Origin of the sequence: Kitasatospora sp. NPDC091335, from assembly GCF_044757205.1 — a bacterium.
In the GTDB taxonomy this organism is placed as follows: Bacteria; Actinomycetota; Actinomycetes; order Streptomycetales; family Streptomycetaceae; genus Kitasatospora.
This window is the reverse complement of record NZ_JBIVUM010000015.1, coordinates 169,993-193,112: the sequence shown is the minus strand read 5'-3', so window position 1 is coordinate 193,112 and position 23,120 is coordinate 169,993. Positions and strand designations below refer to the sequence as shown.

Genomic DNA, 23,120 nt, shown 5'->3' with positions numbered 1-23,120 from the left:
CACGCAATGCCAAGGAACTGTCCACTGGGCGCCAACACGGCCGCGCCGGGTCCTGACATCCTCCACGAGGAACACCGCGCGGCGGAGCGTTGTGATCCACTTCCGAGCCCGACGGCCCGGCACGCCACGGGGGAGCGTGCCGGGCCGTCGGCCCGTGCCGACCGGTCCCTTCCGACCGGTCCGCGGGTCAGTCGGACAGGTTGACCGGGCGGTAGGCGTGGTAGCCGTCGCCGCTCTTGAGGCCGTAGCTGTGCGAGGCGTGCCGGGTGCCGACCTGGCCGGCCTGCTCGTAGGCCTGGTACGAGCCCTTGCCGCTGTTCCAGCCGTCGAAGATGACGACGTGCCGGTGGTCCGGGTCGCCGCTGTTCGCCTTGATGACCAGGTCGCCGCGGCGCAGCTCGGACATCTTGATGGGCTTGGTCCAGCCGTCGTTCTTCAGCGCGACGGTGTTCGGGCCCGACTTGGGCAGGCCCAGCGCCATCGAGGCGTAGCCGGAGCAGTCCTGGCGGTAGCCGTCCTTCCAGTTCTTGTGCTGGCTGTACGGGACGGGCTTGCCCCCGTTGGCGGTCAGCCAGAGCTTGGCGCGGCGGATCTCCTCGGCGCGGGTGATCTTCGGGGCGGCGGCCCGCTGGTCCTGTGCCTGGAGGACGACGGCGGTGTCGCCGGCCGGCGCGGTGGCGGCGAGGGCGGGCGCGGTGAGGGTGAGCGAGCCGAGCAGCGCGGTGGCGGCGAGGGCGGTGACGACGGCCGTCCGCAGCGCGGTGCGGGTCCTGGGACGGGAGTCGGGCTTCATGAGGGGGGTTCTCCTCTGCGGTGGTGCGGGGGTGGTGACGGAGCGTCGCCCCGGGGTGGCGGTCCTGCCGGTGTGTCCCGGGGCCTGGTGAGAGCTTCGCCGGGTGGGCGGCTGGGGTGTAGCGGTTGCCTGTTGTCGCCCGGCGCGGGCACCTCGACAACGGCTCTGACCTGCGGCTTCGCTCGTTCGCGGGGAACGTCCCCGCCTCCCGTGACCGCTGCGGCCCGGCCTCGTTGAACGGTTGGGACACGATCGGACCGGGGGCTGCGGGTGAGCGCGGAGGGCGAGCGGCGGCGGGTGCCGGAGCAGGGCGCGCCGCGATCCGGACGGGACGGGCGCTCCGGCGGGGACGGGAGCGGGGACGGGCACGGAAGCGGCGGGAGCGGTCCCGGCAGGCCCGGGAACGACTGGAGCGGGCACGGCGCGGCCGGGGCGCGGGCGGCGGAGGGCTTCGCGGCGGCGCTGCGCGAGCGGCGGCGGGCGCAGGGCCTCTCGCAGTCCGGCCTGGCCCTGCGGGTGCACTACGACAAGAGCCACATCAGCAAGGTGGAGAACGGCGACAAGCCGGCCACCGCGGACTTCGCCCGGGCCTGCGACCAGGCGCTGCGGGCCGGCGGCGAGCTGGTGGCACTGGCCACCCGCGGCCAGTGCCCGTACCCGGGGCTCGCCTCCTTCCGGGCGGAGGACGAGCGCTGGTTCCACGGCCGCGAGCGGGCCCGCGCCGAACTGCTCGCGCTGCTCGGCGAGCGGCTGGCGGACCGCGGCGGGCCGGTCGTGGTGGTGGGGCCCTCCGGCGCGGGCAAGTCCTCGCTGCTGCGGGCCGGGCTGCTGCCCGCGCTGCGGCGCGGCGCCCTGCCGGGCCTGGGCCCCGCGGGCGCCGCGCTGCTGTCCCCCGGCGCCGCGCCGCTGGAGCGGCTGGCGGCGCTGGACGGGGACCGCTCCCCCGTCTGGGTCGTCGACCAGGCCGAGGAGTTGTTCACCCTGTGCCCGGACGCCGACGAGCGGCGGGCCTTCCTCGACCGGCTCTGCGCGGAGGCCGGGCCCGGCGGCACCCGGCTGGTCGTCCTGGGCGTACGGGCGGACGTGTACGGGCACTGCCTGGCGCACGAGGGCCTGCTGCGGGCGGTGCGGCGCGGGCAGCTGGCGCTCGGCCCGATGAGCGCCGCGGAGCTGAGTTCGGCGATCACCGCCCCGGCCCGTACCGCCCGGCTCGACCTGGAGGCGGGCCTGCTGGAGCTGCTGCTGGCCGACCTCGGGCTGACCGGCCCCGGCCTGGACGGCACTGCCGGCGCTGGTCCGGACGGTGCCGGGACTGCCGGCGCCTACGACCCGGGCGCGCTGCCGCTGCTGGCGCACACCCTGCGCGCGGTGTGGCAGCAGCGCACCGGACGCTCCCTCACCCTGGCCGGCTACCGGGCGATCGGCGGGCTGCACGGCTCGGTGGCGCTGACCGCCGAGCGGGCCTGGTCGCGGCTGGACGAGCCGGCCAGGGCCACCGCCCGCCGGGTGCTGCTGCGGCTGGTCCACCTCGGCCCCGACGGCCAGGTCTCGCGCCGGCGTGCCGAGCGCGCGCAACTGGCCGCCGCCGGCGCCGACGGGCCGCGCCTGGACCACGTCCTGGCCTCGTTCGCCGCCGACCGGCTGGTCACCCTGGACGCCACCGGGGTGACGCTCTCCCACGAGGCCCTGCTGCGCGCCTGGCCGCGGCTGCGCGGCTGGATCGAGGAGGGCCGCACCGGGCTGCGGCTGCACCAGCAGCTCGCCCAGGACGCCGAGCACTGGGCCGCCTCGGGGCGCGAGGCCGCGCTGCTCTACCGGGGCAGCCGGCTGGACCTCGCCCGCCAGTGGGCCGGGCCGTCCGCCGAGGAGGCCGGGGACGCCGGGGTCTCCGGGGGCGCCGTCCTCGCCCCGGTCGAGCGCGAGTTCCTGGCCGCGGCCGCCGCCCGCCGGCGGCAGGAGCGACGGGCCGAGCGGCGCCGACTGCGCGCCCGGCGGCAGGTCGCGGGCGTGCTGACGCTGCTGCTGGTGTCGGCGCTGCTGGCCGGCGGGCTGCTGTGGCAGGAGCGCGACCGGGCCGCCGCGGCGGTGCTCGGCCGCACCGCGCTGACGCTGCTCACCGACGCCCAGCGCAGCAGCGCCCGCGACCCGTACGCGGCGCTCGCCCAGTCGCTGGAGGCCCGGCGGGTCGCCCGCGCGGGCGTGCCGGAGCTGCGGCGCAGCGCCGACGACGCGGTGCTGAGCACCCAGGCCGGGTACCTGGCCGGGCGGATCCCGGGCTTCCCGTGGGGCGTCAACGCGCTGGCGCTGAGCCCGGACCGGCGGCTGGTGGCCACCGGTGACTCGCAGGGGCGGGTGGCGCTGTGGGACACCGCGACCACGGCGCTGGTGGCCGAGTTGCAGGGGTTCGTGACGCATCCCGTGCAGGACGTGGAGTTCAGCCCCGACGGGTCGCTGCTGGCCGCCACGCTCACCCGCGACCCGCGGCGGCGGGTGCTGCTGTGGCGGGTGGCGGACCGTCGGGCGCTGCCCTCGCCGGTGATGCCGCCGAGCGCCTCCGGGCAGTCGACCGTCGCCAAGCGGGTGGCGTTCAGCGCGGACGGCACGCTGCTCGCGGCGGGCAGCAGCGACCCGGACCTGCCGGGGCGGGTGTGGGTGTGGCGGGTGGCGGCGGGCGCCGCCCTTCCGGTGCGGACCCTGGTCGACCAGGGCGGGGCGATCCAGGGCCTGGGGTTCGGCTCCGGCCATCGGCTGGCGTCGGCGGCCACGGACGGCACGGTGCTGGTGCGGGACCTGGACGCGCCGGCCCGGGAGGACGGCGGGGCGCCGGTGGTGTTCTCCGGGCGCTCGCCCTCACCGCGGTCGCTGGCCTTCGCGGCGGACGGCGGGCTGCTGGCGGTCGGCGACGAGCAGGGCGGCATCCGGCTGTGGCGGCCGCCGGCGGGCGGTGCCCCGGTCGACTCCCCAGGCGGCTCCCCCGGCAGTGCCTCGGGCGGGGGCGCCGAGTGGCCGGTCACCGACCTGCCGGCCCGTCACCTCGGCCCGGTCAACGCGCTGGGCCTGACCCCCGACGGCGCCACCCTGGTCTCGGCCGGCGCCGACCAGAGCGCCCTGGTCTGGGACCTGCCCACCCGGCGGGTCACCGCCGAGCTGCGCGGCCACCCGACCTTCGTGCTGGGCGTCGCGGTCGGCGGCGACAACCGTACGGTCGTCACCTCGGCCGGGATCAGCCGGCCGTCCGGCAGCGTGCTGATCTGGGACCTGGGGCGCGGCACCGACCTGGCCCCCGGCCCCGACCACCCGCCCGTCACCGCGGTCGCGGCGGCCGGCGGGCGGGCCGCGGTCGGCACGGCCGACGGCCGCACCGCGCTGTGGGACGTCACCGGCCCCTCCCCCCGCCCGGTCGCCACCACCGCGCCGACCGGGCACCCCGTCGCCGCGCTGGCCTTCGACCGGGCCGGGCGCACCCTGGTGAGCGCCGGCACCGACGGCACCCTGCGCGTCCACGACGCCCGGGACGGCTCGCTGCGGGCCGCCACCGCCGTCGGCGCCGAGATCGAGCCCACGGCCGTCGCCCTGAGCCCCGACGGCACGCTCCTGGCGGCGGGCACCGCCGACGGGCGGCTGCTCACCGGGGCCCCGGACGGCACACCGCTGCGCCCGCGCTGGCACGCCGACAAGGACCGGGTGCACGCCGTGGCCTTCCTCGGCGACGGCGCCGTGGTGGCCTTCGCCCACGACTCGCAGTACGTCGGCCTGCTCGACGCCGCCGACCCGGCCGCCACCGCCCGCCGGGGCGACGTCCGGCACGACGACCTGCTGCTCAGACTCGCCGTCAGCGCCGACGGCCGGCGCCTGGCCACCACCGGCAACGACCGCCAGGTCCGCGTCTGGGACGCCGGTACGGGCGAGCGGCTGGACACCGGCGGGCACACGGCGGGCGAGGACAGCGCCCGGGCCCTGGCCTTCGCCCCGGACGGCCGCGGCGTGGCCGGCGTCGGCTTCGAGGGCGGCCTGCGGCTGTGGACCCCCGACTCCCCCACCGCGCCGGCCACCCTCACCGGTCCGGGACAGGCGCTCAACTCCGTCGCCTTCCTGCCCGACGGGCGGGCCCTGGTCGGCGGCGACAACGGTTCGGCGCCGCTGTGGAGCCTCACCCCGGCCACCGCCGCCGCCCGGGCCTGCGCCGTGCTGCGCGCGCCGCTGCCCCGCGAGGAGTGGTCCCGGCTGCTGCCCGTCGTGCCGTACCACCCGGACTGCGGCTGAGTGCCGGCCACCGCCGTCCTCCCGGGGCCCTGTGGGGGTGCCCCGGGTCCGGAACGTGGAGCGGTCCTCAGGCGGTACTCGGCCGTGCCGGGCCCGGGAGCTGCCAGTCGCCGCCGCGCTCCTCCTTCGACCGGCGCGCGACGAGGTCGGGGATGTGCAGGAAGGAGGCCAGCGCGGTGGCCGCCTGGAAGGCCTCGATGGCGCGCCGGGTCATCGGCAGGCCCAGGCGCAGGAGCCGCGGACTGACCTCGGCCTGGATGCGGTCGACGAAGGGCCGCAGCACGGTGTCGTAGTTCGCCAGTGCGGTCGGCAGGTCGTCGGGGTGCCGGTTGATCTCGTCGGCCAGGACGTGGGCGCCGACCAGGCCGCCGGAGACGCCCATGCCGCTGTAGGGCGAGGCGCAGTGCGCGGCGTCCCCCGCCAGCACCACGCGGCCCTCGGACCAGGTGCCGGTGCGCACCTGGACGACCTCCTGGGAGTGGAAGAAGGGGCTGCTCCCCATGCCCGCGGTGAAGCGCTCGGTCTGCCACCCGGCGTCGCGGAACCTGCCCGCCCAGAAGGCCTGTTGACGCTCGACGGGTTCCCGGTGGACCGCCGAGGCCTCCTCGGACTCCTCGCGCAGCACGAAGTGGACCTGGGTCTCGGTCGGGTTGTGGCTGCGGCGCATGATCTGACGGCCGCCCGGGACCATGTAGGTGTCCCGGATGTCGCTGTCGGAGTCGGTGCGCGGGACGAACCAGTACGCCATGTGGATGCCGACCCGCCAGTACGGGTCGGCACCCTCCGGGAGGATCGCCCGGCGGATGCGCGATCCCTGGCCGTCCGCGCCGACCAGGAGGTCGAACCCGCCGGACGACCCGTCGGAGAAGTGCGCGACGACCTCGTGCTCGTCCTGCTCGAAACCGTCCACGCTCGTGCCGAAGACGTACTCGGTGTCGTGCCTGGTCGCGTCGTTGAGGATGCGGACCAGGTCGCCGCGCATGATCTCGTACTCGGAGGTCAGGCTCTGGCGGCCCTGCCCCGAGGTGTTGGCCATGATCGTCGCCCTGGCCCTGCTGCGGGCGTCGACGAAGGCGACGCCCTTCTCGTCCACGAGCTTGCCCCGGACCTCGTCCAGCAGTCCCATGCGGCGCACGGCCTCGATGCCCTGGCCCCGGAGGTCGACCTGGGCGCCGGTGGCCCGCAGCGCGGGGAAGCGTTCGACGACGGTCACCCGGTGGCCGCCCCGCGTCAGCCAGAAGGCCAGCGCCTGCCCCGCGACTCCGCCGCCGGCGATGAGGACGCGTAAGGATCGCGTTCCCGCACCCCGTGTCATGTCCACCATCCAAAATCTATCAGTGAATGATTCCTCTCCAGCGTCATCTATCGGCGATAGATTGTCAACGTGACGAAGATGAACCGTGAGACCGTGGTCGCCGAGGCGCTCGACCTGCTCGACGAGGTCGGCCTGGACGCCGTCAGCACCCGGCAGCTGGCGAGGCGGCTGGGCGTCGAACAGCCGTCGCTGTACTGGCACTTCCGCACCAAGAAGGACCTCCTGGCCGCCATGGCGCAGGCCGCGATGGCACCCCATGCGAGCGCACCGCTGCCGGCGCCCGGGGACGACTGGCGCGCGTGGTTCCTGGAGAACACCCGCAGCTTCCGGCGGACCCTGCTGATGCGCCGCGACGGCGCACGCCTCCACGCCGGCTCCACGCCCACCGCGGACCTCGACCGGATCCGCCGCAAGATGTCCTTCCTCGTCGACTCCGGCGTGCCCGAGCAGGACGCCCGGATGGCGATGCTGACGGCCGGCCGCTTCACGGTCGGCAGCGTCCTGGAGGAACAGGCGGCCTCCGGCGGCGGCAGCGAAGACGGCAGCGGCGACGGCCCGGGCCTGCCGGCCGGCGTTCCGCCGATCGACCCCGAAGCGGCGTTCGAGGCGGGGCTCTCCCTCATCGTGGACGGCCTGGCCCCGCGCGTCCCGGCCCGAGGAGGCGCCGGGTGAGACCGATTACACCGGAAATGCGCCAAGTTGGAGCAAGCTCCCGGTCCGGCGCACCTGGAGACCCCGGCGCGGGAAACTGTATCGAGGTCCGATGAGCGCGCAGGGCGCCCCGGGCTGGAAGGGAGATCCGCGATGCGTCGTGCCCGCCTCGGGGTCTTGGCCGGCGTCACTGCTCTCACGCTTGGAGTGCCGGCTGCTCCGGCAGCCCAGGCATCCGCCTCCAACGCGGTTCCTTCACTGGAGATGTGCACACGGGGTGTCAAGCCTTACATGGACTCGTTTCCGCGTTGGTCATGGCTCGGCCGATGGAACACGTCCAACGCCAGCAACGGACCACGCACCTGCGGTTACACGCAGAGCAGGTGGATCGAGTACGTCTGCTGGTCCGATGCCAACGGCTCCACGATTCAGGTGGTCGGCGGCACGGAATCCAGGGGACGGCGTCACACCATCAGACCGATTTGCGATGGCCGGACTCACGGCATCAAGCCGTATCAGGGCCTCCCCCAGCCATATCACGTGCACTGGCACCATGATCGAAAGGTGAGGTGGAAGCAGGTAGGACTGGGCCTCTACTGACCCCCTTTCATCCTGGGGTGAGCTCGCAGGCTTCCGGAGGGAGGCGGACCGGCACCCGCGTGGACGCTGTCCCCGGGCGACCGCCGGTCAGGATCGGTGTGGTGTGATCACGGCCTCGGGGCCGACGACGGCGACCGCGTGTCGGCGTCCTCCCTGGTCCAGGCGCCGGCGCCGAGGCGTCCCGTGGTGCCGAGGTCGAGTTCCGGGGTGACCATCACGGGGGCCGCGTCGGGGGTGGCGCGCACCCGGACGTAGGGGGCGTTCAGCGGTTCGCCGAGACCGGCCTCGGTGGTGTTGCGCCACACCAGGGTGGTGCGGGCGCCCTCCCCGGGGAGCAGGGCGAACTTCCGGGGCGGGTCGTCGGCGCCGGTGCCGGTGGCGATCCCGGCGCCGCCGCGCAGCACGCTCACCCCGCCCAGGGGGCGGTGGTCGAGGTCGAGCGGCTGCACCTGGGGGTAGCCGTCGAGGGTGACGGGGGTGGTGCCGCAGTTGCGCAGGTGCAGTCCGACCACGCGCAGGCCCATCGCGGCGTCCCCCTCGTCGGCGTACAGCCGCACGCCGGAAGTCGGGCAGGGGCCACCGGAGTTCGGGGCCTCGGCGGTGGGCACGCCGCGGACCTTGGCGATCTCCGGCTTCGCCGTGGACGTACGGGTGCCGGGCAGGGTGAGGGTGGGCGGCGGGCCGGGCTCGGGGGTCCGGCTGGGCCCGCCCAGGTCGATCCGCCCCTTCTCGGTGGCGCCGGGGGCGAGCGCGGTGACGGTCCTGGAAAGGTTGTCCAGCACCTCGCCCTGCGCGGAGCGGAGGCTGAACAGCACGGTGTAGTCGTACGGTTCGCCGTTCGGGTTGGTCACCTCGTACTCGGCGCAGCCGGGGCCGGAGACGGTGATCCGCACCCCGCCCTGCGCGAGCCCGGTCGGCTGCGCCACCCCGGGGGTCGTCGCCGTCGGCGTCGGGGTCGGCGTCGCGCACGCCCCCGGAGTGCCGGACGCCTCCGCTCCCCCGCCGGAGCCCGCGGCCGTCACGGTGCCGCAGCCCACGAGCAGCAGGGCGGCGGTCGCGGCGAGACAACTGGCCGCCGGCTGGCGGCGGGGAACGGAGAACTGGCGCATCAGCCGAGTCGATCACGCCCCGGGACGGCACCGCCGTGAGCCGCGTCACTTCGCGTGCAACAGCCCTGTCATGGTCCGCTTCCGGATCCCGCCGGGCCGGCCGGCGGAATTCCGGCGTGCACACTGGGTACGTGAAGACGCCGGCCGGTGGCGGGCGACCGAGGTCGCGCCGCCGGCCGGCCCGAGGAGTCGGAGGACCCACGAGGTGTCAGCATTCCCGGAGTTCCGCGGTTTCGACCTGGTACGGCGGGGCTACGACCGCCCCGAGGTCGACCGCTACCTTGACGCCCTGTCCGGAGCCGGTGCACCGCCACCCGTTCCGGCGTTCCGCATCAGGTGGCGGGGCTACGACCGCGAGCAGGTCGACGCGCGCATCGCGGACCTCCTGCGCGGCAGGGGCGGCAGCGCGTAACCCCACGTGCCGGGCTTGACGCAGGAAGTCGGACCGGCCGACTTCCTGTGCGACGGGGTGCCCGGTACCGCGCGGATCGACGAAGTCCGGGGCGAAGTCCAGCACCCGGCTCCCGAGAGGCCGCCTTGCCGGGAGTTCCGTCTTCTGACGGAACGCCGACTTGGCGGCCTCTCGGGAGCCGGGGTTGCGCCACGGCCCCTAGAAACCGCCGTGGGCGGCGGGGGCCGGCGGGTGGGTCAGGCGTCCTCCTCGGGCGGGGCGGCGCTCAGTGGCAGACGAGCTTGTTGCGTGCGAGCTCCTGGACGGTGCCGGCGGAGACCGGTGTGTCGCAGGAGACGGTGCCCTCGGTCTCGGCGTCGAAGGTGCTGTAGGTGGGGTGGGAGCCGAAGAGGTAGGCCCAGTACCCGTCGCCGGGGTTGCTGCCCCCGAAGTCGCGGAGGAGGCAGACGTACTCGTCGGCCTTGCCCTGGACGCGGTTGGTGCCCTTGAACACCGCGTAGTCGCCCGGGCGGGAGAAGTTCAGCGTGACCTTCTGGGACCAGGTGCTGCTGCTGGACTTGCTGGTCTGGACGGAGAAGCCGACCTTGACGGAGACCTTCGCGAAGAACGCGCCCGCTTGCGCGTTGATCTCGGTCGAGGCGTTGAAGGTCGTGCTCACGTTCTGGACCTCGGACACGGTGGTCTCGATGGAACCGGTGGTGCCGGGGGCGATGGTGATGCCCTTCCAGTGCGTGAGCACCGGGTCGACGACGGCGGTCGAGACCTCGTACAGCCCGTACCGGGTCACGCGGGGGTCACACGGGCCGCCCGGCTCGGCCGCGTGGGCCGTGCCGGTGGAGAAGGCCGAAGCCGCCACGGTCAGGACGGCGAGCGCGGCGGGTAAGGACAGCCGCCGCAGGAAGGCGTTCGCCAAGGGGACTCCTCGGGACGGGAGGTGTCAGGTCGTCACGCCGCCGACACCTGGCATGAATTTGTCAGAGCATGCCCCGATCATCTTCTCCGCACACCCACAACCCCGAACTCCCCCGCACAAACGGAAGGTTGCCCGTTCACATGGCCTGTCGCCCTGCGACGGCAGGTGCGGCCCCGCCCGCACGGGGTGCGGGCGGGGCCGTCGTGCGCTATGACGCGGCCAGGACCCGGGCCGCAGCGCCTCCTCGGCGATGCCTTCGGCCGGCTGCCAGGCGTATCCGACGAGGTGGGGGCAGTGCCCGGTCGATCTCGCACCTCGCACCGGGGACGGCCCGGCTCAGATGGGCAGGTTCCAGCCCGGTCCGTCCTCCGTGCCCAGCCAGACGCGCTGTCCGGCCGCCGACACGGTGATCCCGAAACCGTCCTGGTGCGGCTCACCGGCCGCCTGCCAGCACTGGACCGCGCGCTCGACCCGGTCCCACAGCCGGACGGGCCCGCGCTGCGTCACGGTCCACCCGCCGCCGGGGCCGGGTGCCGTCCGGGCCTGCGACCCGGTGGACGGGTCCCAGAGGATCTGCTGAGCCCCCACACCCATCCGGATGGCTGCGGGCGCGGCGAGTTGGGCCACCCAACCGCCCGTCCAGCCGTCGAGCGCCGCCGGGTCGATGCGGGTCCTGGACTCGTCGCCGGGCAGCAGGTCCAGCGTCGGGAGGGGCGGCCGGTCGTGCGGGCGCGCGATCATGAAGCTGGTCTGGTCGGCCAGGAACCGGCCGGTGGCCTCGCCGGGGCCGGTCACGTCGAGCAGCGCGAGGGCGTTCGCGTAGCTCCACCCGGAGAGGGTGACCAGGATCCGACCGCCGGGCCTGACCTGGTGGAGCCACGGGAGAGGGATGTACCGGACCGAACAGGTGGCGATGAGCCGGTCGTACCGGCCCCCGTCCGGATCGCCGCGCAGCCCGTCACCGGTGATCAGCCGCGGGGAGAATCCCGCGGCCTTGATCGCTGTCGCGGCTGCCGCGCCGACCGTCGGGTCGTACTCGACGCTGGTGAGGTCGGCGTCCCCGAAGCGGTGGGCGCCGAGGGCGGTCGAGTACCCGGTCCCGGTGCCGACCTCCAGCACACGGTGTCCGGCCCTGGCGCCGAGCTGCTGCCACATGCGCAGCACCACGGACGGGAGGGTGGACGACGAGGACGGGATGCCCGTCACGGTTTCCCCGTCCGTGTCCTCGGGCCCGATGCGGCCGTCGAGCCGGGTGACCAGCGTCTGGTCCTCGTAGATCCCCTCCAGCCATCCGGGCTCGCCCTCGCGGACGGGCCGGTAGCCGGTCGGAACGCTGCCGGCGACCGGAGCGAAGTAGGTTCCGGCGAAGAGTTCCCGCGGAACGGCCCGCACGGCGCTCTCCCACGCGCGTTCGGTCAGCACGCCGTTCCCCGTGAGCCTGTCGGCCAGAGCGGCGCGGAGTTCAGCCGGTGTGCTCATGTGTCACGGCCTTTCTGGAGCTGGTCGGCGAGAGCGTGGGCGATGGCGTCGGTGGTCCCGGCCGGCTGCCACGCCCACTGGCCGTTCGGGTTGGACTCAAGGAAGTACCAGGCACCCGAGGCGGTCACCGCGAAGTCGAAGGCTCCGTAAACCAGACGAAGCTGTCCGAGGTAGGCGGCAACCGAGCGCGCGACCGGCTCGGGTACGTCGATCGGCGTGCACGTCATCCGGTCCTGGCGCCGCCGCCAGTCGAGGTCGGGACTGTCGATCCGGACGCCGAACAGACGGTTGCCGACGGCCGTCACCCGTGCGTCGAACGCTTTCGGCACCTTCGCTTGGAAGAGGTGCGGGCAGACGGACACCGCGTCGGTGAGGTCGGCCGGATCGACCTCTCGCACCCACACCGCGTGGGGCCGCCCGCCGACCGCGTAGGGGGTGTTCCACAGCGGCTTGTACACCGCCCCGCAGGCCTGGGCGGCAACGAACTCCCTGGCCTCGTCCTCGCTGTTCGTGATCACCGTGTCGGGGACCAGGAATCCGAAGCGCTGCGCGGCCGCGAGCTGTGTCGGCTTGTACTCGGCGGCGCGGTTGGCCCAGGGATGGTTCACGTAGTGCGCGGCGGGGAGCGACGCGAGGATGCCGCCCGCGCCCCACAGGGCTTGCGAGGCGGCGAACCGGCGGTCCTGTCCGTCCAGTTCGGAAGGGCCCTCGTAGGGCGAGGCCCGGCGCACCCAGACGGACCGCACGACGGAGAGATCGACGTCCCGGCCGACCGTGCGCAGAGTGCCTCGCTGACCGCCCGTACGGTACGCGGCGGTCAGCGAGGCACCCGTGTGCAGGTCGGTGCCGGGATCGAGACGGACCACCGGAACCCGGCGCTCGGCGAGCACCCGCAGTACCGCATCCGCAGTCGCGTCAAGGGGGTTGGTCAGCACCAGCACCGACCCGCTTCGGTCATCCATCAGTCGCTGCTCTGGTCCTGGTCGTAGGACTCGGTGGTGTCGGTGTCGGTCGGGCTGCCCGGGTTTCCGTCGGGCGTGGTCTGCGTGGGCGTCAAACCGCTGGTGCTGGTGCCGTGGCCGCCCATCTCCACCGTGCGGCCGTGCTCGTCCACGAACACGGCGACCTGCGTCTCGGGGTCGATGACAGGCGTGTACTGCGGGACCGGGACGGTGGCCGTGAACGGCCCCATGCGGGTGGTACCCCACGGTGCGGTTGTCATCTGTGCTGCGCCTCCGTTTCGTGGTGCTGACGGGATCAACAGCTCGGGCAGTCGGCCGGGTTGTTGATCCGGCCGTTCGATCTCGCGCCGCTCTCCGGCGTCGATGCTCTTGGCAGGAAAGTACGGAGTGAGCGGCAGACCCCGCCATGAAATTCCACAGGATTCCACGCCGATTGCAGGGGTCACCCGAGCAGCGCAGCGGCAGACGTGATGAGCTCACGAGCGGTCGCCCCGTAGACAGCCGACTCGGCAAGCTCACCGAACGTCTCGGCGTACATCGTGATCTCGCTCGGCTGGGTGATCGTCAGGTATCCGGAGATCAGTTCCACATTCACCTGCGCACTGTCGAAGATCCAGAAGCCCTCAGCCGGCCAGCGCGTCCGATCGGGACGCATCGGAACAACTCCCAAGCTCACGTTGGGAAGCGATCCGACTGTCGTCAGGTGGTGCAGTTGGTCGCGCATGACGCCGCCACCGCCGATCCCGCAGCGCAGCACGGACTCCTCGATCAGGAAGGCGAACCGCCGGTCGCCCGCGTACAGCACCCGTTGGCGCTGCATGCGGGCGGCCACAGCGGCCGGAACGTCGTCAACGAGCCCTCGGCGCTGCTGAATGGCTTGGAGGGCAGCAGTCGTGTACCCCGGCGTCTGAATCAGGCCGGGCACCAACCAGGACGAGTAGGACCGGAACCGACGCGTTCGCTCGTACAGCGGGAGCCGGGCTTCCTGAGCTGCCTTGAGACCGGCGCGTTCCATGCGTCGCCACTCGATGAACATGCCTTCGACCGCTCGCAGGGAAGCGATCAGGTCCGGCGCGCGGTCCTCGGCCCCGCAGGCCCGGCACCACTCCCGGATGTCGTCCTCGGACGGCGGCGTGCGGGCGTTCAGCAGACGCGAGACCTTGGACGGGTACCAGCCGCACGCCGCGGCCAGGTCACGCCCGGTCAGCCCGGCATCCCGCTGAATCTCGCCGAGCCGGTCGGCGAGATTCCGGCGGGCGCGCTGGACACTTGACGATGCCGGGACAGCCATGGACGGTTATCGATCAGGCGGGACGGTACTCCGCGTGCGGTGTCGCCCGTTCCCATGCGATCTCGTAGGCCGCCAGGTACCGTTCGGCCAGCTCCGGATCGGTCCGGACCTCCATGCCGGCCTCGGCCCACTGCCCGTCCCCGGTGAAGTGGTGCAGGATCACCACCTCGTCATCCATCACCCAGCCGTCCAGACCGGGCAGGAACAGGTCACCGGCGCGGGAGCGCGGCAACCATCGCACGTCTTCTCCCGCCGCGACATTCGGAAAGGTCACGTCGTACTCGTACCGGATGTAGTCGGTCACCGGCTCGGAGACCACGCGCAGACGGCGCATGGCGACCCCACGGCCGGTCGTCTCGGCCACCACGTCGAGCCACGACCGCCACCACGACTCGCGGTCCATCGGATCAAGCCGTTTGCCCTGCTGCCAGGCGATGAACTCGGGGTCGTCCAGCATGTAGCTGTCCCGCATCTCCAGATGCACCGCCGAGCGCTGCGCCTTTGCGAGCTGCTCACGAACCGCCGTTGCCACCGTCGTTGACCTCACTGTCCGGCCGGGGGATGAACTGGATCATGTTGGCGGGAAGCCGGAACACGCCCTCGTGATCCGGGATGTCCGTGGAGTGGCCCGGGATGGAACCGACCTCCTGGGCCTCCCTGATGGTGGCTTCGTCGGCCTTCCAGGACTGGATCACCAGGTCGCCGGTCGCCTCGTCCAGCCAGATGGTCGGCGAGCCGTCATCGGGGGTGTTCGGGTAGATCCCCAGAAACTTTAGCGCCATGACTACCTCCTGTACCGAGTGGATTCCACGCAGTTCCACGAACCTTGACCCCGCCCGTGAAGGAGCGTCAAGGGCACGGCTCGGGATGGGCCCGACCCCCGCACAGCGCCGCAGGGCTCAGACCTTGTACTTCTCGTGGTCGGTGGCACGCGCCCAGACAGCCTCGAAGGCCGAGGTGCAGAGCCGCGCCACGTCGGCGTCGTCGGAGTGCTGCGGCCCCAGGCCCCTCCCGTATCCGTCGAACAGATTGAAGCGAACCAGCTTCCCGTCGAACAGCCAGAAGTCGTTGCCGGGGAGGGCAAGGTCCGACGCCTGGCTTCGGGGAAGCCAGCGAACCAGTTCACCGGCCGCCACGTTCACCTGGGTGATGTGGTGTTCGTAGCGGATGTAGGCCGTCACCGGCTCCGACACGATCCGTGCCCGCCGGACGACGACGCCACGCGCGACCGCGCGGCGTACGGCCTCGGTCCAGTCCTGCCAGTACTCCGAGTCGGGGTCCACGTCGACGGCTTCGCCCCGCTGCCACCGGGCGATCTCGTCGGACTCCTCCGAGATGCCGTACTGGTCCCGCATCTCCAGGTGGACGGCCGAGTGCTCGGCGGTATCCAGGAGTTCATAGAAGCTCGGTACCTTCTGCGACATCGCACGCCCTCCTGTCGATACTCAGGCAACCGTAGTGCCACGGCCGTCTCTCCATCTGCCACGGACGCCGGGTTGGTGGGGCGGGTTGTGTCGCGGCCCCCGGCGCGTGGGCGGCGGGGGCCGACGGTCAGGTGTCCTCGTCGGGCGGCGGGGCGGCGCGGAGGGCGGTGACGACGCCCAGGGCGACGGTCGCGAAGGCGAGGGCGTGGAGGACGGCGAGGGCCGTCCCGATCAGGTATCGCACGAGGTCCTGCGTTCGGCGTCGAGGAGCAGGGTGAGGAGGTTGAGGAGGGTCGACGCCGGCGCGGTGTTGAAGCGGACGAGGACGCGGCCGTCCATGGTCCTGTCGGTGTCGATCGAGGGGAAGATGAGGCCGAACTCGCGCCCCCGCTCCCGGACTTCGTCCAGGAGGGTGCGGATGTGGTCCTCGGTGTAGTACCGGATCCGGGGGTCGGTCGGCAGCATCGGGTGGCGGCCGGGACGGTAGACCATCAGGCGGCGTCCTTCAGCAGCTCGAACCACACGGATTTGGCACGCTCGTGGGGGTCGACGCCCCAGCGGTGGGTGAGCGCCTCGACCAGCTGGAGGCCGCGCCCGGACTCGGCGAGCAGGGACAGCGGCGGGGCGGAGGGCAGGACCGGGCTCTCGTCCGTGACGGAGACCCGGAGCGAGTCGTTGACGGAGATGATCTCGACCAGCGGCGCGGGGGTGTCGGTGTGGCGCCACGCGTTGACGAGCAGCTCACAGAGCGCGAGCTGCGCGTCGAAGATGGTGGAGGAGGACCAGCCGACGCGCGTCATGGTGGTGCAGAGGGTCTGACGGGCGATGGCGATGGTGGGCGTGTTGATGTGACGCATGGGAGTTCTCCCGAGGCGTGAGTGAGGGGGAACCGGCGGAAGATGTCGCCGTGAGCCAGGCCGGTGGAGATGGACGTGGCTGCTCTGCGGTGCTTGCCAGCAGGCGTTACTGACGATCCGTCGGATCGATGTGAGATCGACCATAGCGCAGCTCGGCTCAAATTTGAGCCGACTCCTGGGAGGTTCCCCCGAACGTGGCACCTCCACCACCCCGACCTGCGGCAGACTGGTCATCATGGCGCTACGACCGAACCCAACCCTTCGCCAGCGGCGGATCGGGACCGAGCTGAGGAGGATGCGGGAGCAGGCCGGCCTCGGCGGCAGTCAGCTTGCGCGCAAGCTCGGCATCCAGCCCGCGCAGATCACACAGATGGAGAGCGGAAAGGGCGGCATCAGCACCGAACGGCTGCGGACCATCGCCACTGCATGCATGTGCGACAACCAGCCCCTGATCGATGCACTGGCCGACATGACCTCAGAGCGCGGAAAGGGCTGGTGGGAGGAGTACCGAAACCTTCTGACCATCGACTTCCTCGAAGTCGCAGAGCTTGAGGGGCACGCCGAGCGGATCACCTTCTGCAACACCGTCTACATCCCTGGGCTTCTCCAGACCAGGGCATACGCATCAGCGGTGTTCGCTCGACTCATCCCTCCCCTGCCTCCGCAAGACATCGAGACGCGAACGACCTTCCGTCTCAAGCGCCAGGAGGTCGTCCGATCCGGGGCGAAACCTCTTCGCGTCTTCATCCATGAGGCCGCCCTACGAATGCAGTTCGGCGGCCCTGTGGTGCTCATCGATCAGCTCGCCGCGCTACTGGACGACTCCGAGCAGCCTGGGATCTCCGTTCGCGTGGTGCCATTCGCCATTGACACTTTTCCAGGTGCCGGCGAGAACCTGATCTACGTCGAAGGGCCGGTCCCCGAGCTGGACACCGTCGAGATGGACGTTTCCCAAGGTGCACTGTTCTTCGACTCGCCGACGAACCTGGCCAAGCATCGAACCATCTTCTCCAGCCTGGACGCCACAGCCCTCACCGAAGACGAATCGCGCGACTTCATCCGATCCATCATGAAAGAAGTAAAGTCCGCCTATGCATAGCTCAGAGTGGCAGAAGTCCAGCTACAGTGCGGCAAGTAACGAATGCGTCGAGGTTCGCGCCATCAACGGGCTGATCGATCTCCGCGAGTCCGACGAGGGCGACATCATCCTCCGCACCAGGCCCGCGACCCTGGCCGCTCTCCTCCACGACATCAAGGCCGGCGAGTTCGACCACCACGCCTGACAGCTTCATCCGCGCCCCTCGCCCTCCCCTGGGCGAGGGGCGCGGCCGCAGCGGCCAGGGCCTCAGGTGGTCCGGCCGGCGCAGGCCGCCGCGGTCACCAGGGCGGTGAAGGCGGCCTCGGAGGCGGGCAGTCCGGCCGGGTCGTACGGGTTGCGGGAGAGCACGACCTGGCGCTGCCCGGTGTCGTCACCGAGCATGATGCTGCTGTAGCCGAGGCTGTCGCCGCGGTGGCCCCAGAAGTCCCCGCACGGGGTGGGTGTGCGCTCCAGGCCGAGGCCGTAGTCGGCCCCGCGTCCGAGGCCCGTGGTGTGCTTCATCTCGGCGAGTTCGGCGGGCCCGAGGAGCCGTCCTCCGAGCAGGGCGGACATGAAGGCGGCGAGGTCGGCGGTGGTGGAGATGCCGGCGCCGGCCGGGCCGGCGATGGTCGGGTTGAACAGCGTGATGTCCACCGGGCCGCCGGGCATGCTGACGTAGGCGCGGGTGTGGCGGCCGGGGACGGTGGGGTCGTTCTCCGGCATGGTGGTCTCGCTCAGGCCCAGCGGCCGGACGATCCGGCGCTCGACCTCCTGCTGCCAACTGCGGCCGGTGGCCTTCTCGATGAGCATGCCGAGCAGGATGTAGTCGGTGTTGGAGTAGTGCCAGTCCTGACCGGGTGGGAAGTACGCCGGGTGGGTCTCGGCGACGGCGACGAGTTCCGCCATCGTCCGCGACTTCCAGCGGTCGGTGCTGAGCCAGGTCCGGAACGAGGCGTCGTCGGCGTAGGCGAAGGCCGGGTCCGAGGTGTAGTTGTAGACGCCGCCGGTGTGGTTGAGCAGTTGGCGGACGCTGATGCGGGCGCCGTCGCGCAGGACGCCGGGCAGGTGCGTCTCGACCGGGTCGTCCAGGGCGATCCGGTGCTCCGCGACGAGCTGGAGGACGACGGTCGCCACGAAGGTCTTGGTGGCGCTGCCGATCCGGAAGCGGTCGCGGGCCGCGGCGGGCTCGCCGGTGGTGAGGTCGGCGGTTCCGGCCGCGCCCTTCCAGAGGGTGTGGCCGTCCTCGCGCACCCGGCCGATCGCGGCGGTCGCGCCGCCCGGCGCCACCACTGCCCGCAGGCCGGCGTCCAGCGCGGCCCGGTCGACCCGCCGCGCCTGGTCGGCCACCGCTCCGACGGCGCTCGCGGTGCCGGCGTTCGTGCCGCCCGTGCCCTGCGCGAGGGCCGCCGGGACCACACCGGCCACCAGTCCCACCCCCGCCAGCACGACCGCCGCCACGCGGACGGCCCGCGCCCGGCGGCGTCCGGCTCCGCTCCTCGACGTCCCCACCATGACAACCTCCACCGTCTCCGCCGGAAGCTGTCACCAACTTCCGTCTTCCATCTGACAGTTGAGACTGTCCCAGCGTTCCTGCGGCGGATCGTCAGACTCAGGGCCGACCCGCTCTCCCCACCAGGTCGCACCCCTGCGGCGGGGCGGCTACGACCTGGGCAGGGGCCCGCCCCCGACGGCTCCCGGAGGCGGCGCCCCCGATCCCCTCGGGGGCGCCCGCCCGCCGGCCGGCCGGCGCGGGCAAGCCGCTCCGGCACCGTGCTCACACCGGCCACACCGCGACCATCCCGCTCACGACTGGCAGTCGGAGGCTGTTGGCCGCGTCGCGCCCGGCCTACCGCTTCTGCGCTCGGTAGCGCCTGAGCAGGCCGGTCAGCGCCTCCGGGTCGGCTCTGCCGTTGAGTTCGGTGAGGAGATCGTCGGGGCAGAGCTCGTAGTTGTCGCCCCACCAGCGGCGGGCCCGGTTGTCCCAGATCCGGTAGCCGCCGGGCACACCACGGGCCACGTAACGCCGACGGCTCACCGGGCAACGCCGCACCGGGAGCGGAGTTCGTGACTGTCGACCGTCGTCAGCGCCACGCTCAGCGGCACGCCCGTGCCCGCCGCGGCGGCCAGCCGCTCGCGCACCTCGCGCGGGGTACGGGGCCGCCAACCGGGCCCGTCGCAGCAGCCCGAGTGGAACGTGACACCCGCGCCGAGCAGGGCGGTCAACGCCCGCCAGCCGGCGGTGTCACTCCGCTTCGGCACAGCGAGGTCCTGGCCCGCGTCGATCAACTCCACACGGCAGCGCGGGCAACGGCTCGCCCACGTGCCGCGCTTCTTGAACGAGGCACGGCAGGGCAGACAGACGTGATGCCGGTTCGGAGTGGCCCCTCGAAAGCACATCGCACCAGTATGGCAAGGGACTTCGGCCACCCCGGGGAAGGCCTCATGGGCATCGTCGCGGATGTCCCAGCGGCTCCGCAGGCGGCGGAAGCCGTGGATGCAGGCGGTTAGTACGCTCGACGACCCACCGCACGGCTCCGAGGCCGGAGCCGTGCGGCACCAGCACCTTCGGCGCGCGGGCGGCTGCCCCTGCCGTCGGCCGGGACCAGGGCGGCGGCGCGGGCGGGCGGGGAGACGAACCTGCTGGTGTACCGGTCGGCGGGGTAGGTTCCGGTGGCGCTCCGTTCGGTCACGGGGCCCTCCCTACGGGACGGGTGGGCGCGGCGTCCGGCCGGCTCGCCCGCTGCTCCCCTCCCCGGCTACAGGAGCCCGAGGTGATCGAGGGCGAGGTAGGCCGCGGCGGCGTCGGTCAGCTCGCCGGTGCGGAGCACGCGGGTGCGGAACTCCGCCAGGTCGAGGATGGCCACGTCGATGAACTCGGTGCGCTCCGGCCGCGGTTCGCGGACCTTGACGCAGCCGGTGGCGAGGAAGGCGTGGCGGCGGGTGTCGGAGTAGGCGTCGAGCCAGTACGACCCGACCTCGCGTACGTCGCCCTGGTAGCCGGTTTCCTCCAGCAGTTCTCGGGCGACGGCGTCCGCCGCGGACTCCCCGGGTTCGATGTCGCCGCCCGGGAGTTCGTGCAGGACGCGGCCGGGGCCCGGACGGTACTGGCGGGCCAGGATGACGTGCCGGTCGGGGGTGAGGGCGAGCACGGCGCCGGCCGGGCGCTCGCGCTTGAGGTAGAACTCCTCCTTCCTGCCGTCGGGCATCTCGTAGTCGACGCGGTCCACGGCCCGGCCGAACTCGCTGAAGTCGGTGGCGCGTTCTGTCTCGCGCCACGGAGCGGTGGTGGTGGTTTCGGTCATGGCCAGGACTGTACGACTCGCCCCGTCGCGGGGGAGCCGTTCCCGTACGGCGTCTACGTCGCTCCGCCGAGCCGCTGGTAGAGCACGTGCCGGGAGCACCGGGTCCGGGTCACGAGCCCGGCCCGGTGAAGGATCTGTAGGTGGTACGAGGCCGTGGCCGGGCTCAGGTACAGCCGCTGCGCGATCTCCGTCGTGGACCTCGGCTGGCTCAGCTCCGCCAGCAGTTTCCGCCGCATCGCACCGATCAGCGGATGGTCCTGGGCCGGCGGCAGACAGTCCAACCGCGCGGCCGGGTAGACGATCAGCGGAGTGCGCGGTGCCGGCACACCGGGCGGCTCCCCCGCGCAGAACAGCGCCCAGTCGACGAAGACGCTCGGCGTCAGGATCACCGCGTCCGCGTCCACCGTCAGCCGGTGGATGCTGTCCGTGCGCAGGTGGACGATCAGCTCGCCGTCACGCCACTCCAGGTTCGGAGCCAGCCGGTTGAGCGCCTCGGCAAGCCCGGACCGGGCGATCTCGGTGGCCCGGGCGGTGACGTCGGCCTCCAGCCCGGCCCGGATCGCCGGCCACGAGGGTGCCAGGGCCGTCTGCCAGAACCGCGCCATCTCGTCGGCGAGGCGGCGCGCGAGGTGGTCCTCCCCCCGGTCGAGGGCCCGGAGCAACTGCCGCGGCGGCGGGTGAGCCGAACCGGGCTCCCAGGAGTGGCCGTTGACGGCCCCGGCCAGCTCGTAGCGGATCCGCTCCCGCGGAGTCGTCGCGATCTGGTGCAGCGCCGTGTCGATGTCGGTCAGGAAGGCCGGCGGCTCCGGCCGGAGGAAGTCCGGGGCGTACCCGAGGGGACCGCCTCCGCCGACCACGGCCAGCAGCCCGAGCCGGTGCCGGGACAGCGCCTCCGTGGCCCTGCCCCGCCACTGCGGGGTCAGTGTGCCCGGGCTGAAGCCCACCAGGCGGAGCAGGTCCTTGGCCGCGCCGACCGGCGAGACCGCGAACCTGACGTTCCCCAGCCCCCGGGCCCCCAGGCGGATCCGGATCACGAACGCTCCCCCTTCGCCAGCCCCTTCGAAAGAAATCGAATCATTCGACCGGTCGATCGGCCCGGCGTTTCCTGGATTCACCGCACGGACCAACCCCGAGAGGAACAGGACCAGTGATCGTTCACAGGAAGCCGGCCGCCGTCGCCGGCCGCACCCGGACGAAGCTCGGCGCGGGGGCCATCGGGCTCGCCGCCGCGATCGCGTTCGCGGCGGGGGTGACGCCCGCCTCGGCGCAGCAGGGCGGTGGGGGCGCGTCCCCGTCGGTCAGGGACGGGGAGATCGTGGAGCTCTGGAACTACAACAGCCAGCACTGCCTGTCGGTCGGGGCCGGGAGTACGGCGGGCGGGGCCGGGATCATCCAGTGGTCCTGTTACGGCGGCGCCGAGCAGTACTGGGGCCTCTACCCCATGCCGAACTCCGGTGGCGGCTACGAGATCGTGAACAAGAACAGCGGCAAGTGCCTGGCCGATCCGGCGAGTTCGCCGAACGCCGGGGTCCAGCTGATCCAGTACGGCTGCGACAAGGGGGCGGAGCAGACCTGGTACTTCGGCTCCAACCCGGACACGGGCTTCGCGCAGATCAGGAACCGGGCGAGCGGCCTGTGCGCCGCGGTCGGCGCTTCGAGTACGACGCCGGGCGCCCCGGTCGTCCAGTGGACCTGCACCGGCGGTTCCGAGCAGCGGTGGACGACCTCCGGGTGACCCCCGCACGGCCGGCCGCCGGCGGCCGGTGACCGACGTCCCGCGGCTTCTCCCCCACGAGGCCGCGGGGCCCGTCCCGGACGGACGGCCGCCCGGCGCCGACGCGGGCCGCCGGGGGCGCCCCGACCGGTACGGGGGTCCGGCCGGTGCGGCCCCCGGCAGTCCCCGGCGGCCCTGGCGAAGGCGCGCCCGTCGATCACGCCGGCTCCTCCGCCTTCGCGAACGCACCGTCCGGATCGGCGAGTTGGCGCCGCCCCACCGTTCCGGGCCGCCGCCACCCGTCACCCGGGACGCCCCGGACGCCCGGGACGGGCGCCGTGGTGGTCTGCTCGGCGGCCACCCGATTGGGTGGCGACCGCTATTGATCCCGCACTGTTCACCGGGGCCTGCTGGAGTGGACGGGTTCCCCCACCCCGTCGCACTCCTCGCGGACGAAGCAGGTGCACGACATGACCGACCGCCCCTCCCGGCCTCCCCGCCCCGCCCGGCCCGCGCTGTACCTGCGCTGTTACCCCGCCGACGCGGCGGGGCTGGACTACCAGCGCTCCGTGCTGGAGCACCTGGCCCGGCAGCGCGGCCTGCCGGTGCCCTCCGCCTTCCTGGACGACGGGGTGCGTTCCGCGGACCCGCGCCCCGCCCTGGAGCGGCTGCTGGAGCGGGCCGGGCAGGGCTGGGTGAACGTGGTGCTGGTGCCCGGGCCGTTCGTCTTCTCGCTCGACGACCGCTGTGCCCGGGCCACCGTGCGCCGGCTGGAGGCGCTGGGCTGCGCGGTGCTCGACCTGCCGGGCCCGGGCGCGCTGCCCCTGCCCGCGCCCGTACGGACCGCGCTGCTCGCCGAACCCCGGCGACGGCGCCCCCTGCGCGCCCGCACCGCCTGAACGACCCGCCTGAACGACCCGCCTGAACGCACCGCCTGAACGCCCTGGCCGGAGGCAC

At 73.0% G+C, this 23,120-nt stretch carries 25 protein-coding genes; 7 read left to right on the top strand and 18 right to left on the bottom strand.

Annotated features, from left to right (window positions below):
- Positions 1-187: 187 nt before the first annotated feature.
- Positions 188-793 carry a hypothetical protein gene (locus tag ACIQOW_RS28505; protein ID WP_401089651.1) on the bottom strand — a complete coding sequence of 202 codons (606 nt, stop codon included), beginning with the start codon at positions 791-793 and terminating at the stop codon, positions 188-190.
- A 270-nt stretch (positions 794-1,063) separates the two neighbouring features.
- Between ACIQOW_RS28505 and ACIQOW_RS28500 the strand changes: the two genes are divergently transcribed.
- Positions 1,064-5,056 (top strand): helix-turn-helix domain-containing protein, encoded by a 3,993-nt coding sequence (locus ACIQOW_RS28500; RefSeq protein ID WP_401089649.1) that lies wholly within the window; start codon positions 1,064-1,066, stop codon positions 5,054-5,056.
- A gap of 67 nt (positions 5,057-5,123) precedes the next feature.
- Here ACIQOW_RS28500 and ACIQOW_RS28495 read toward each other — a convergent pair whose 3' ends face one another.
- Positions 5,124-6,371 (bottom strand): FAD-dependent monooxygenase, encoded by a 1,248-nt coding sequence (locus ACIQOW_RS28495; RefSeq protein WP_401089647.1) that lies wholly within the window; start codon positions 6,369-6,371, stop codon positions 5,124-5,126.
- 78 nt (positions 6,372-6,449) lie between these two features.
- Here ACIQOW_RS28495 and ACIQOW_RS28490 point away from each other — a divergent pair, with 78 nt between their 5' ends.
- The gene (locus ACIQOW_RS28490; protein WP_401089714.1) at positions 6,450-7,043 is read left to right on the top strand and encodes a TetR/AcrR family transcriptional regulator C-terminal domain-containing protein; all 594 of its coding nucleotides are present in this window, start codon (positions 6,450-6,452) and stop codon (positions 7,041-7,043) included.
- Positions 7,044-7,729: 686 nt separating this feature from the next.
- Here ACIQOW_RS28490 and ACIQOW_RS28485 read toward each other — a convergent pair.
- Positions 7,730-8,731, bottom strand: a complete 1,002-nt coding sequence (locus tag ACIQOW_RS28485) for a DUF4232 domain-containing protein (RefSeq protein ID WP_401089644.1) — start codon at positions 8,729-8,731, stop codon at positions 7,730-7,732.
- A gap of 205 nt (positions 8,732-8,936) precedes the next feature.
- On the opposite strand from ACIQOW_RS28485, the gene ACIQOW_RS28480 reads away from it, so the two are divergent.
- On the top strand, positions 8,937-9,143 hold the full coding sequence (locus ACIQOW_RS28480; RefSeq protein ID WP_401089642.1) for a DivIVA domain-containing protein: 207 nt from the start codon (positions 8,937-8,939) through the stop codon (positions 9,141-9,143).
- Positions 9,144-9,408: 265 nt separating this feature from the next.
- Here ACIQOW_RS28480 and ACIQOW_RS28475 read toward each other — a convergent pair whose 3' ends face one another.
- From ACIQOW_RS28475 to ACIQOW_RS28430, 10 genes are all read right to left on the bottom strand, one after another.
- Positions 9,409-10,056: a hypothetical protein gene (locus ACIQOW_RS28475; protein ID WP_401089640.1), complete on the bottom strand. Its 648-nt coding sequence runs from the start codon at positions 10,054-10,056 to the stop codon at positions 9,409-9,411.
- Positions 10,057-10,392: 336 nt separating this feature from the next.
- Entirely contained in the window at positions 10,393-11,535 is a 1,143-nt protein-coding gene (tgmC, locus tag ACIQOW_RS28470) for an ATP-grasp peptide maturase system methyltransferase (RefSeq protein ID WP_401089638.1), read from the bottom strand.
- The gene (gene tgmB, locus ACIQOW_RS28465) at positions 11,532-12,497 is read right to left on the bottom strand and encodes an ATP-grasp ribosomal peptide maturase (protein WP_401089636.1); all 966 of its coding nucleotides are present in this window, start codon (positions 12,495-12,497) and stop codon (positions 11,532-11,534) included. Before tgmB ends, tgmC begins: the two co-directional genes overlap by 4 nt.
- Entirely contained in the window at positions 12,497-12,757 is a 261-nt protein-coding gene (gene tgmA, locus ACIQOW_RS28460; protein ID WP_401089635.1) for a putative ATP-grasp-modified RiPP, read from the bottom strand. The genes tgmB and tgmA overlap by 1 nt, the downstream gene beginning before the upstream one ends.
- 182 nt (positions 12,758-12,939) lie before the next feature.
- Complete coding sequence (locus ACIQOW_RS28455) at positions 12,940-13,788, bottom strand: helix-turn-helix domain-containing protein (RefSeq protein WP_401089633.1); 849 nt, start codon at positions 13,786-13,788, stop codon at positions 12,940-12,942.
- A gap of 13 nt (positions 13,789-13,801) precedes the next feature.
- On the bottom strand, positions 13,802-14,320 hold the full coding sequence (locus ACIQOW_RS28450) for a DUF6879 family protein (protein WP_401089631.1): 519 nt from the start codon (positions 14,318-14,320) through the stop codon (positions 13,802-13,804).
- Positions 14,301-14,570 carry a hypothetical protein gene (locus tag ACIQOW_RS28445; RefSeq protein ID WP_401089629.1) on the bottom strand — a complete coding sequence of 90 codons (270 nt, stop codon included), beginning with the start codon at positions 14,568-14,570 and terminating at the stop codon, positions 14,301-14,303. Before ACIQOW_RS28445 ends, ACIQOW_RS28450 begins: the two co-directional genes overlap by 20 nt.
- A 117-nt stretch (positions 14,571-14,687) precedes the next feature.
- The gene (locus ACIQOW_RS28440; protein WP_401089627.1) at positions 14,688-15,212 is read right to left on the bottom strand and encodes a DUF6879 family protein; all 525 of its coding nucleotides are present in this window, start codon (positions 15,210-15,212) and stop codon (positions 14,688-14,690) included.
- A gap of 231 nt (positions 15,213-15,443) precedes the next feature.
- Complete coding sequence (locus ACIQOW_RS28435; RefSeq protein WP_401089625.1) at positions 15,444-15,704, bottom strand: hypothetical protein; 261 nt, start codon at positions 15,702-15,704, stop codon at positions 15,444-15,446.
- Positions 15,704-16,069 (bottom strand): ATP-binding protein, encoded by a 366-nt coding sequence (locus ACIQOW_RS28430; RefSeq protein WP_401089623.1) that lies wholly within the window; start codon positions 16,067-16,069, stop codon positions 15,704-15,706. Before ACIQOW_RS28430 ends, ACIQOW_RS28435 begins: the two co-directional genes overlap by 1 nt.
- 235 nt (positions 16,070-16,304) lie before the next feature.
- Here ACIQOW_RS28430 and ACIQOW_RS28425 point away from each other — a divergent pair, with 235 nt between their 5' ends.
- Both ACIQOW_RS28425 and ACIQOW_RS28420 read left to right on the top strand, forming a co-directional pair.
- Positions 16,305-17,168 carry a helix-turn-helix domain-containing protein gene (locus tag ACIQOW_RS28425; protein WP_401089621.1) on the top strand — a complete coding sequence of 288 codons (864 nt, stop codon included), beginning with the start codon at positions 16,305-16,307 and terminating at the stop codon, positions 17,166-17,168.
- Positions 17,161-17,352: a DUF397 domain-containing protein gene (locus ACIQOW_RS28420; RefSeq protein WP_401089619.1), complete on the top strand. Its 192-nt coding sequence runs from the start codon at positions 17,161-17,163 to the stop codon at positions 17,350-17,352. The genes ACIQOW_RS28425 and ACIQOW_RS28420 overlap by 8 nt, the downstream gene beginning before the upstream one ends.
- A gap of 62 nt (positions 17,353-17,414) precedes the next feature.
- Here ACIQOW_RS28420 and ACIQOW_RS28415 read toward each other — a convergent pair whose 3' ends face one another.
- The 5 genes from ACIQOW_RS28415 to ACIQOW_RS28395 form a co-directional block, all read right to left on the bottom strand.
- Positions 17,415-18,659 (bottom strand): serine hydrolase domain-containing protein, encoded by a 1,245-nt coding sequence (locus tag ACIQOW_RS28415; protein WP_401089617.1) that lies wholly within the window; start codon positions 18,657-18,659, stop codon positions 17,415-17,417.
- 334 nt (positions 18,660-18,993) lie between these two features.
- Positions 18,994-19,182, bottom strand: coding sequence for a hypothetical protein (locus ACIQOW_RS28410; protein ID WP_401089615.1), 189 nt, complete (start codon positions 19,180-19,182; stop codon positions 18,994-18,996).
- Positions 19,179-19,406, bottom strand: coding sequence for a hypothetical protein (locus tag ACIQOW_RS28405; RefSeq protein WP_401089613.1), 228 nt, complete (start codon positions 19,404-19,406; stop codon positions 19,179-19,181). The genes ACIQOW_RS28410 and ACIQOW_RS28405 overlap by 4 nt, the downstream gene beginning before the upstream one ends.
- Before the next feature lie 497 nt (positions 19,407-19,903).
- Positions 19,904-20,449 (bottom strand): NUDIX hydrolase, encoded by a 546-nt coding sequence (locus tag ACIQOW_RS28400; RefSeq protein ID WP_401089610.1) that lies wholly within the window; start codon positions 20,447-20,449, stop codon positions 19,904-19,906.
- Between the two features lie 53 nt (positions 20,450-20,502).
- A complete protein-coding gene (locus tag ACIQOW_RS28395) occupies positions 20,503-21,483 on the bottom strand; it encodes an ArsR/SmtB family transcription factor (RefSeq protein WP_401089609.1) in 981 nt (326 codons plus the stop codon).
- Between the two features lie 113 nt (positions 21,484-21,596).
- Between ACIQOW_RS28395 and ACIQOW_RS28390 the strand changes: the two genes are divergently transcribed.
- Both ACIQOW_RS28390 and ACIQOW_RS28385 read left to right on the top strand, forming a co-directional pair.
- Positions 21,597-22,184 (top strand): RICIN domain-containing protein, encoded by a 588-nt coding sequence (locus ACIQOW_RS28390; RefSeq protein ID WP_401089607.1) that lies wholly within the window; start codon positions 21,597-21,599, stop codon positions 22,182-22,184.
- A gap of 449 nt (positions 22,185-22,633) precedes the next feature.
- Complete coding sequence (locus tag ACIQOW_RS28385) at positions 22,634-23,062, top strand: recombinase family protein (protein ID WP_401089605.1); 429 nt, start codon at positions 22,634-22,636, stop codon at positions 23,060-23,062.
- The last annotated feature ends 58 nt before the right edge of the window (positions 23,063-23,120 follow it).

What these genes read in the sequence shown, in the direction of transcription:
- ACIQOW_RS28505 (WP_401089651.1), bottom strand. Translation starts at nt 793, where the DNA reads ATGAAGCCCGACTCCCGTCCCAGGACCCGCACCGCGCTGCGGACGGCC.
- ACIQOW_RS28495 (WP_401089647.1), bottom strand. Translation starts at nt 6,371, where the DNA reads ATGACACGGGGTGCGGGAACGCGATCCTTACGCGTCCTCATCGCCGGC.
- ACIQOW_RS28490 (WP_401089714.1), top strand. Translation starts at nt 6,450, where the DNA reads ATGAACCGTGAGACCGTGGTCGCCGAGGCGCTCGACCTGCTCGACGAG.
- ACIQOW_RS28485 (WP_401089644.1), bottom strand. Translation starts at nt 8,731, where the DNA reads ATGCGCCAGTTCTCCGTTCCCCGCCGCCAGCCGGCGGCCAGTTGTCTC.
- tgmC (WP_401089638.1), bottom strand. Translation starts at nt 11,535, where the DNA reads ATGAGCACACCGGCTGAACTCCGCGCCGCTCTGGCCGACAGGCTCACG.
- tgmB (WP_401089636.1), bottom strand. Translation starts at nt 12,497, where the DNA reads ATGGATGACCGAAGCGGGTCGGTGCTGGTGCTGACCAACCCCCTTGAC.
- tgmA (WP_401089635.1), bottom strand. Translation starts at nt 12,757, where the DNA reads ATGACAACCGCACCGTGGGGTACCACCCGCATGGGGCCGTTCACGGCC.
- ACIQOW_RS28455 (WP_401089633.1), bottom strand. Translation starts at nt 13,788, where the DNA reads ATGGCTGTCCCGGCATCGTCAAGTGTCCAGCGCGCCCGCCGGAATCTC.
- ACIQOW_RS28445 (WP_401089629.1), bottom strand. Translation starts at nt 14,570, where the DNA reads ATGGCGCTAAAGTTTCTGGGGATCTACCCGAACACCCCCGATGACGGC.
- ACIQOW_RS28440 (WP_401089627.1), bottom strand. Translation starts at nt 15,212, where the DNA reads ATGTCGCAGAAGGTACCGAGCTTCTATGAACTCCTGGATACCGCCGAG.
- ACIQOW_RS28435 (WP_401089625.1), bottom strand. Translation starts at nt 15,704, where the DNA reads ATGGTCTACCGTCCCGGCCGCCACCCGATGCTGCCGACCGACCCCCGG.
- ACIQOW_RS28430 (WP_401089623.1), bottom strand. Translation starts at nt 16,069, where the DNA reads ATGCGTCACATCAACACGCCCACCATCGCCATCGCCCGTCAGACCCTC.
- ACIQOW_RS28425 (WP_401089621.1), top strand. Translation starts at nt 16,305, where the DNA reads ATGGCGCTACGACCGAACCCAACCCTTCGCCAGCGGCGGATCGGGACC.
- ACIQOW_RS28420 (WP_401089619.1), top strand. Translation starts at nt 17,161, where the DNA reads ATGCATAGCTCAGAGTGGCAGAAGTCCAGCTACAGTGCGGCAAGTAAC.
- ACIQOW_RS28415 (WP_401089617.1), bottom strand. Translation starts at nt 18,659, where the DNA reads ATGGTGGGGACGTCGAGGAGCGGAGCCGGACGCCGCCGGGCGCGGGCC.
- ACIQOW_RS28400 (WP_401089610.1), bottom strand. Translation starts at nt 20,449, where the DNA reads ATGACCGAAACCACCACCACCGCTCCGTGGCGCGAGACAGAACGCGCC.
- ACIQOW_RS28385 (WP_401089605.1), top strand. Translation starts at nt 22,634, where the DNA reads ATGACCGACCGCCCCTCCCGGCCTCCCCGCCCCGCCCGGCCCGCGCTG.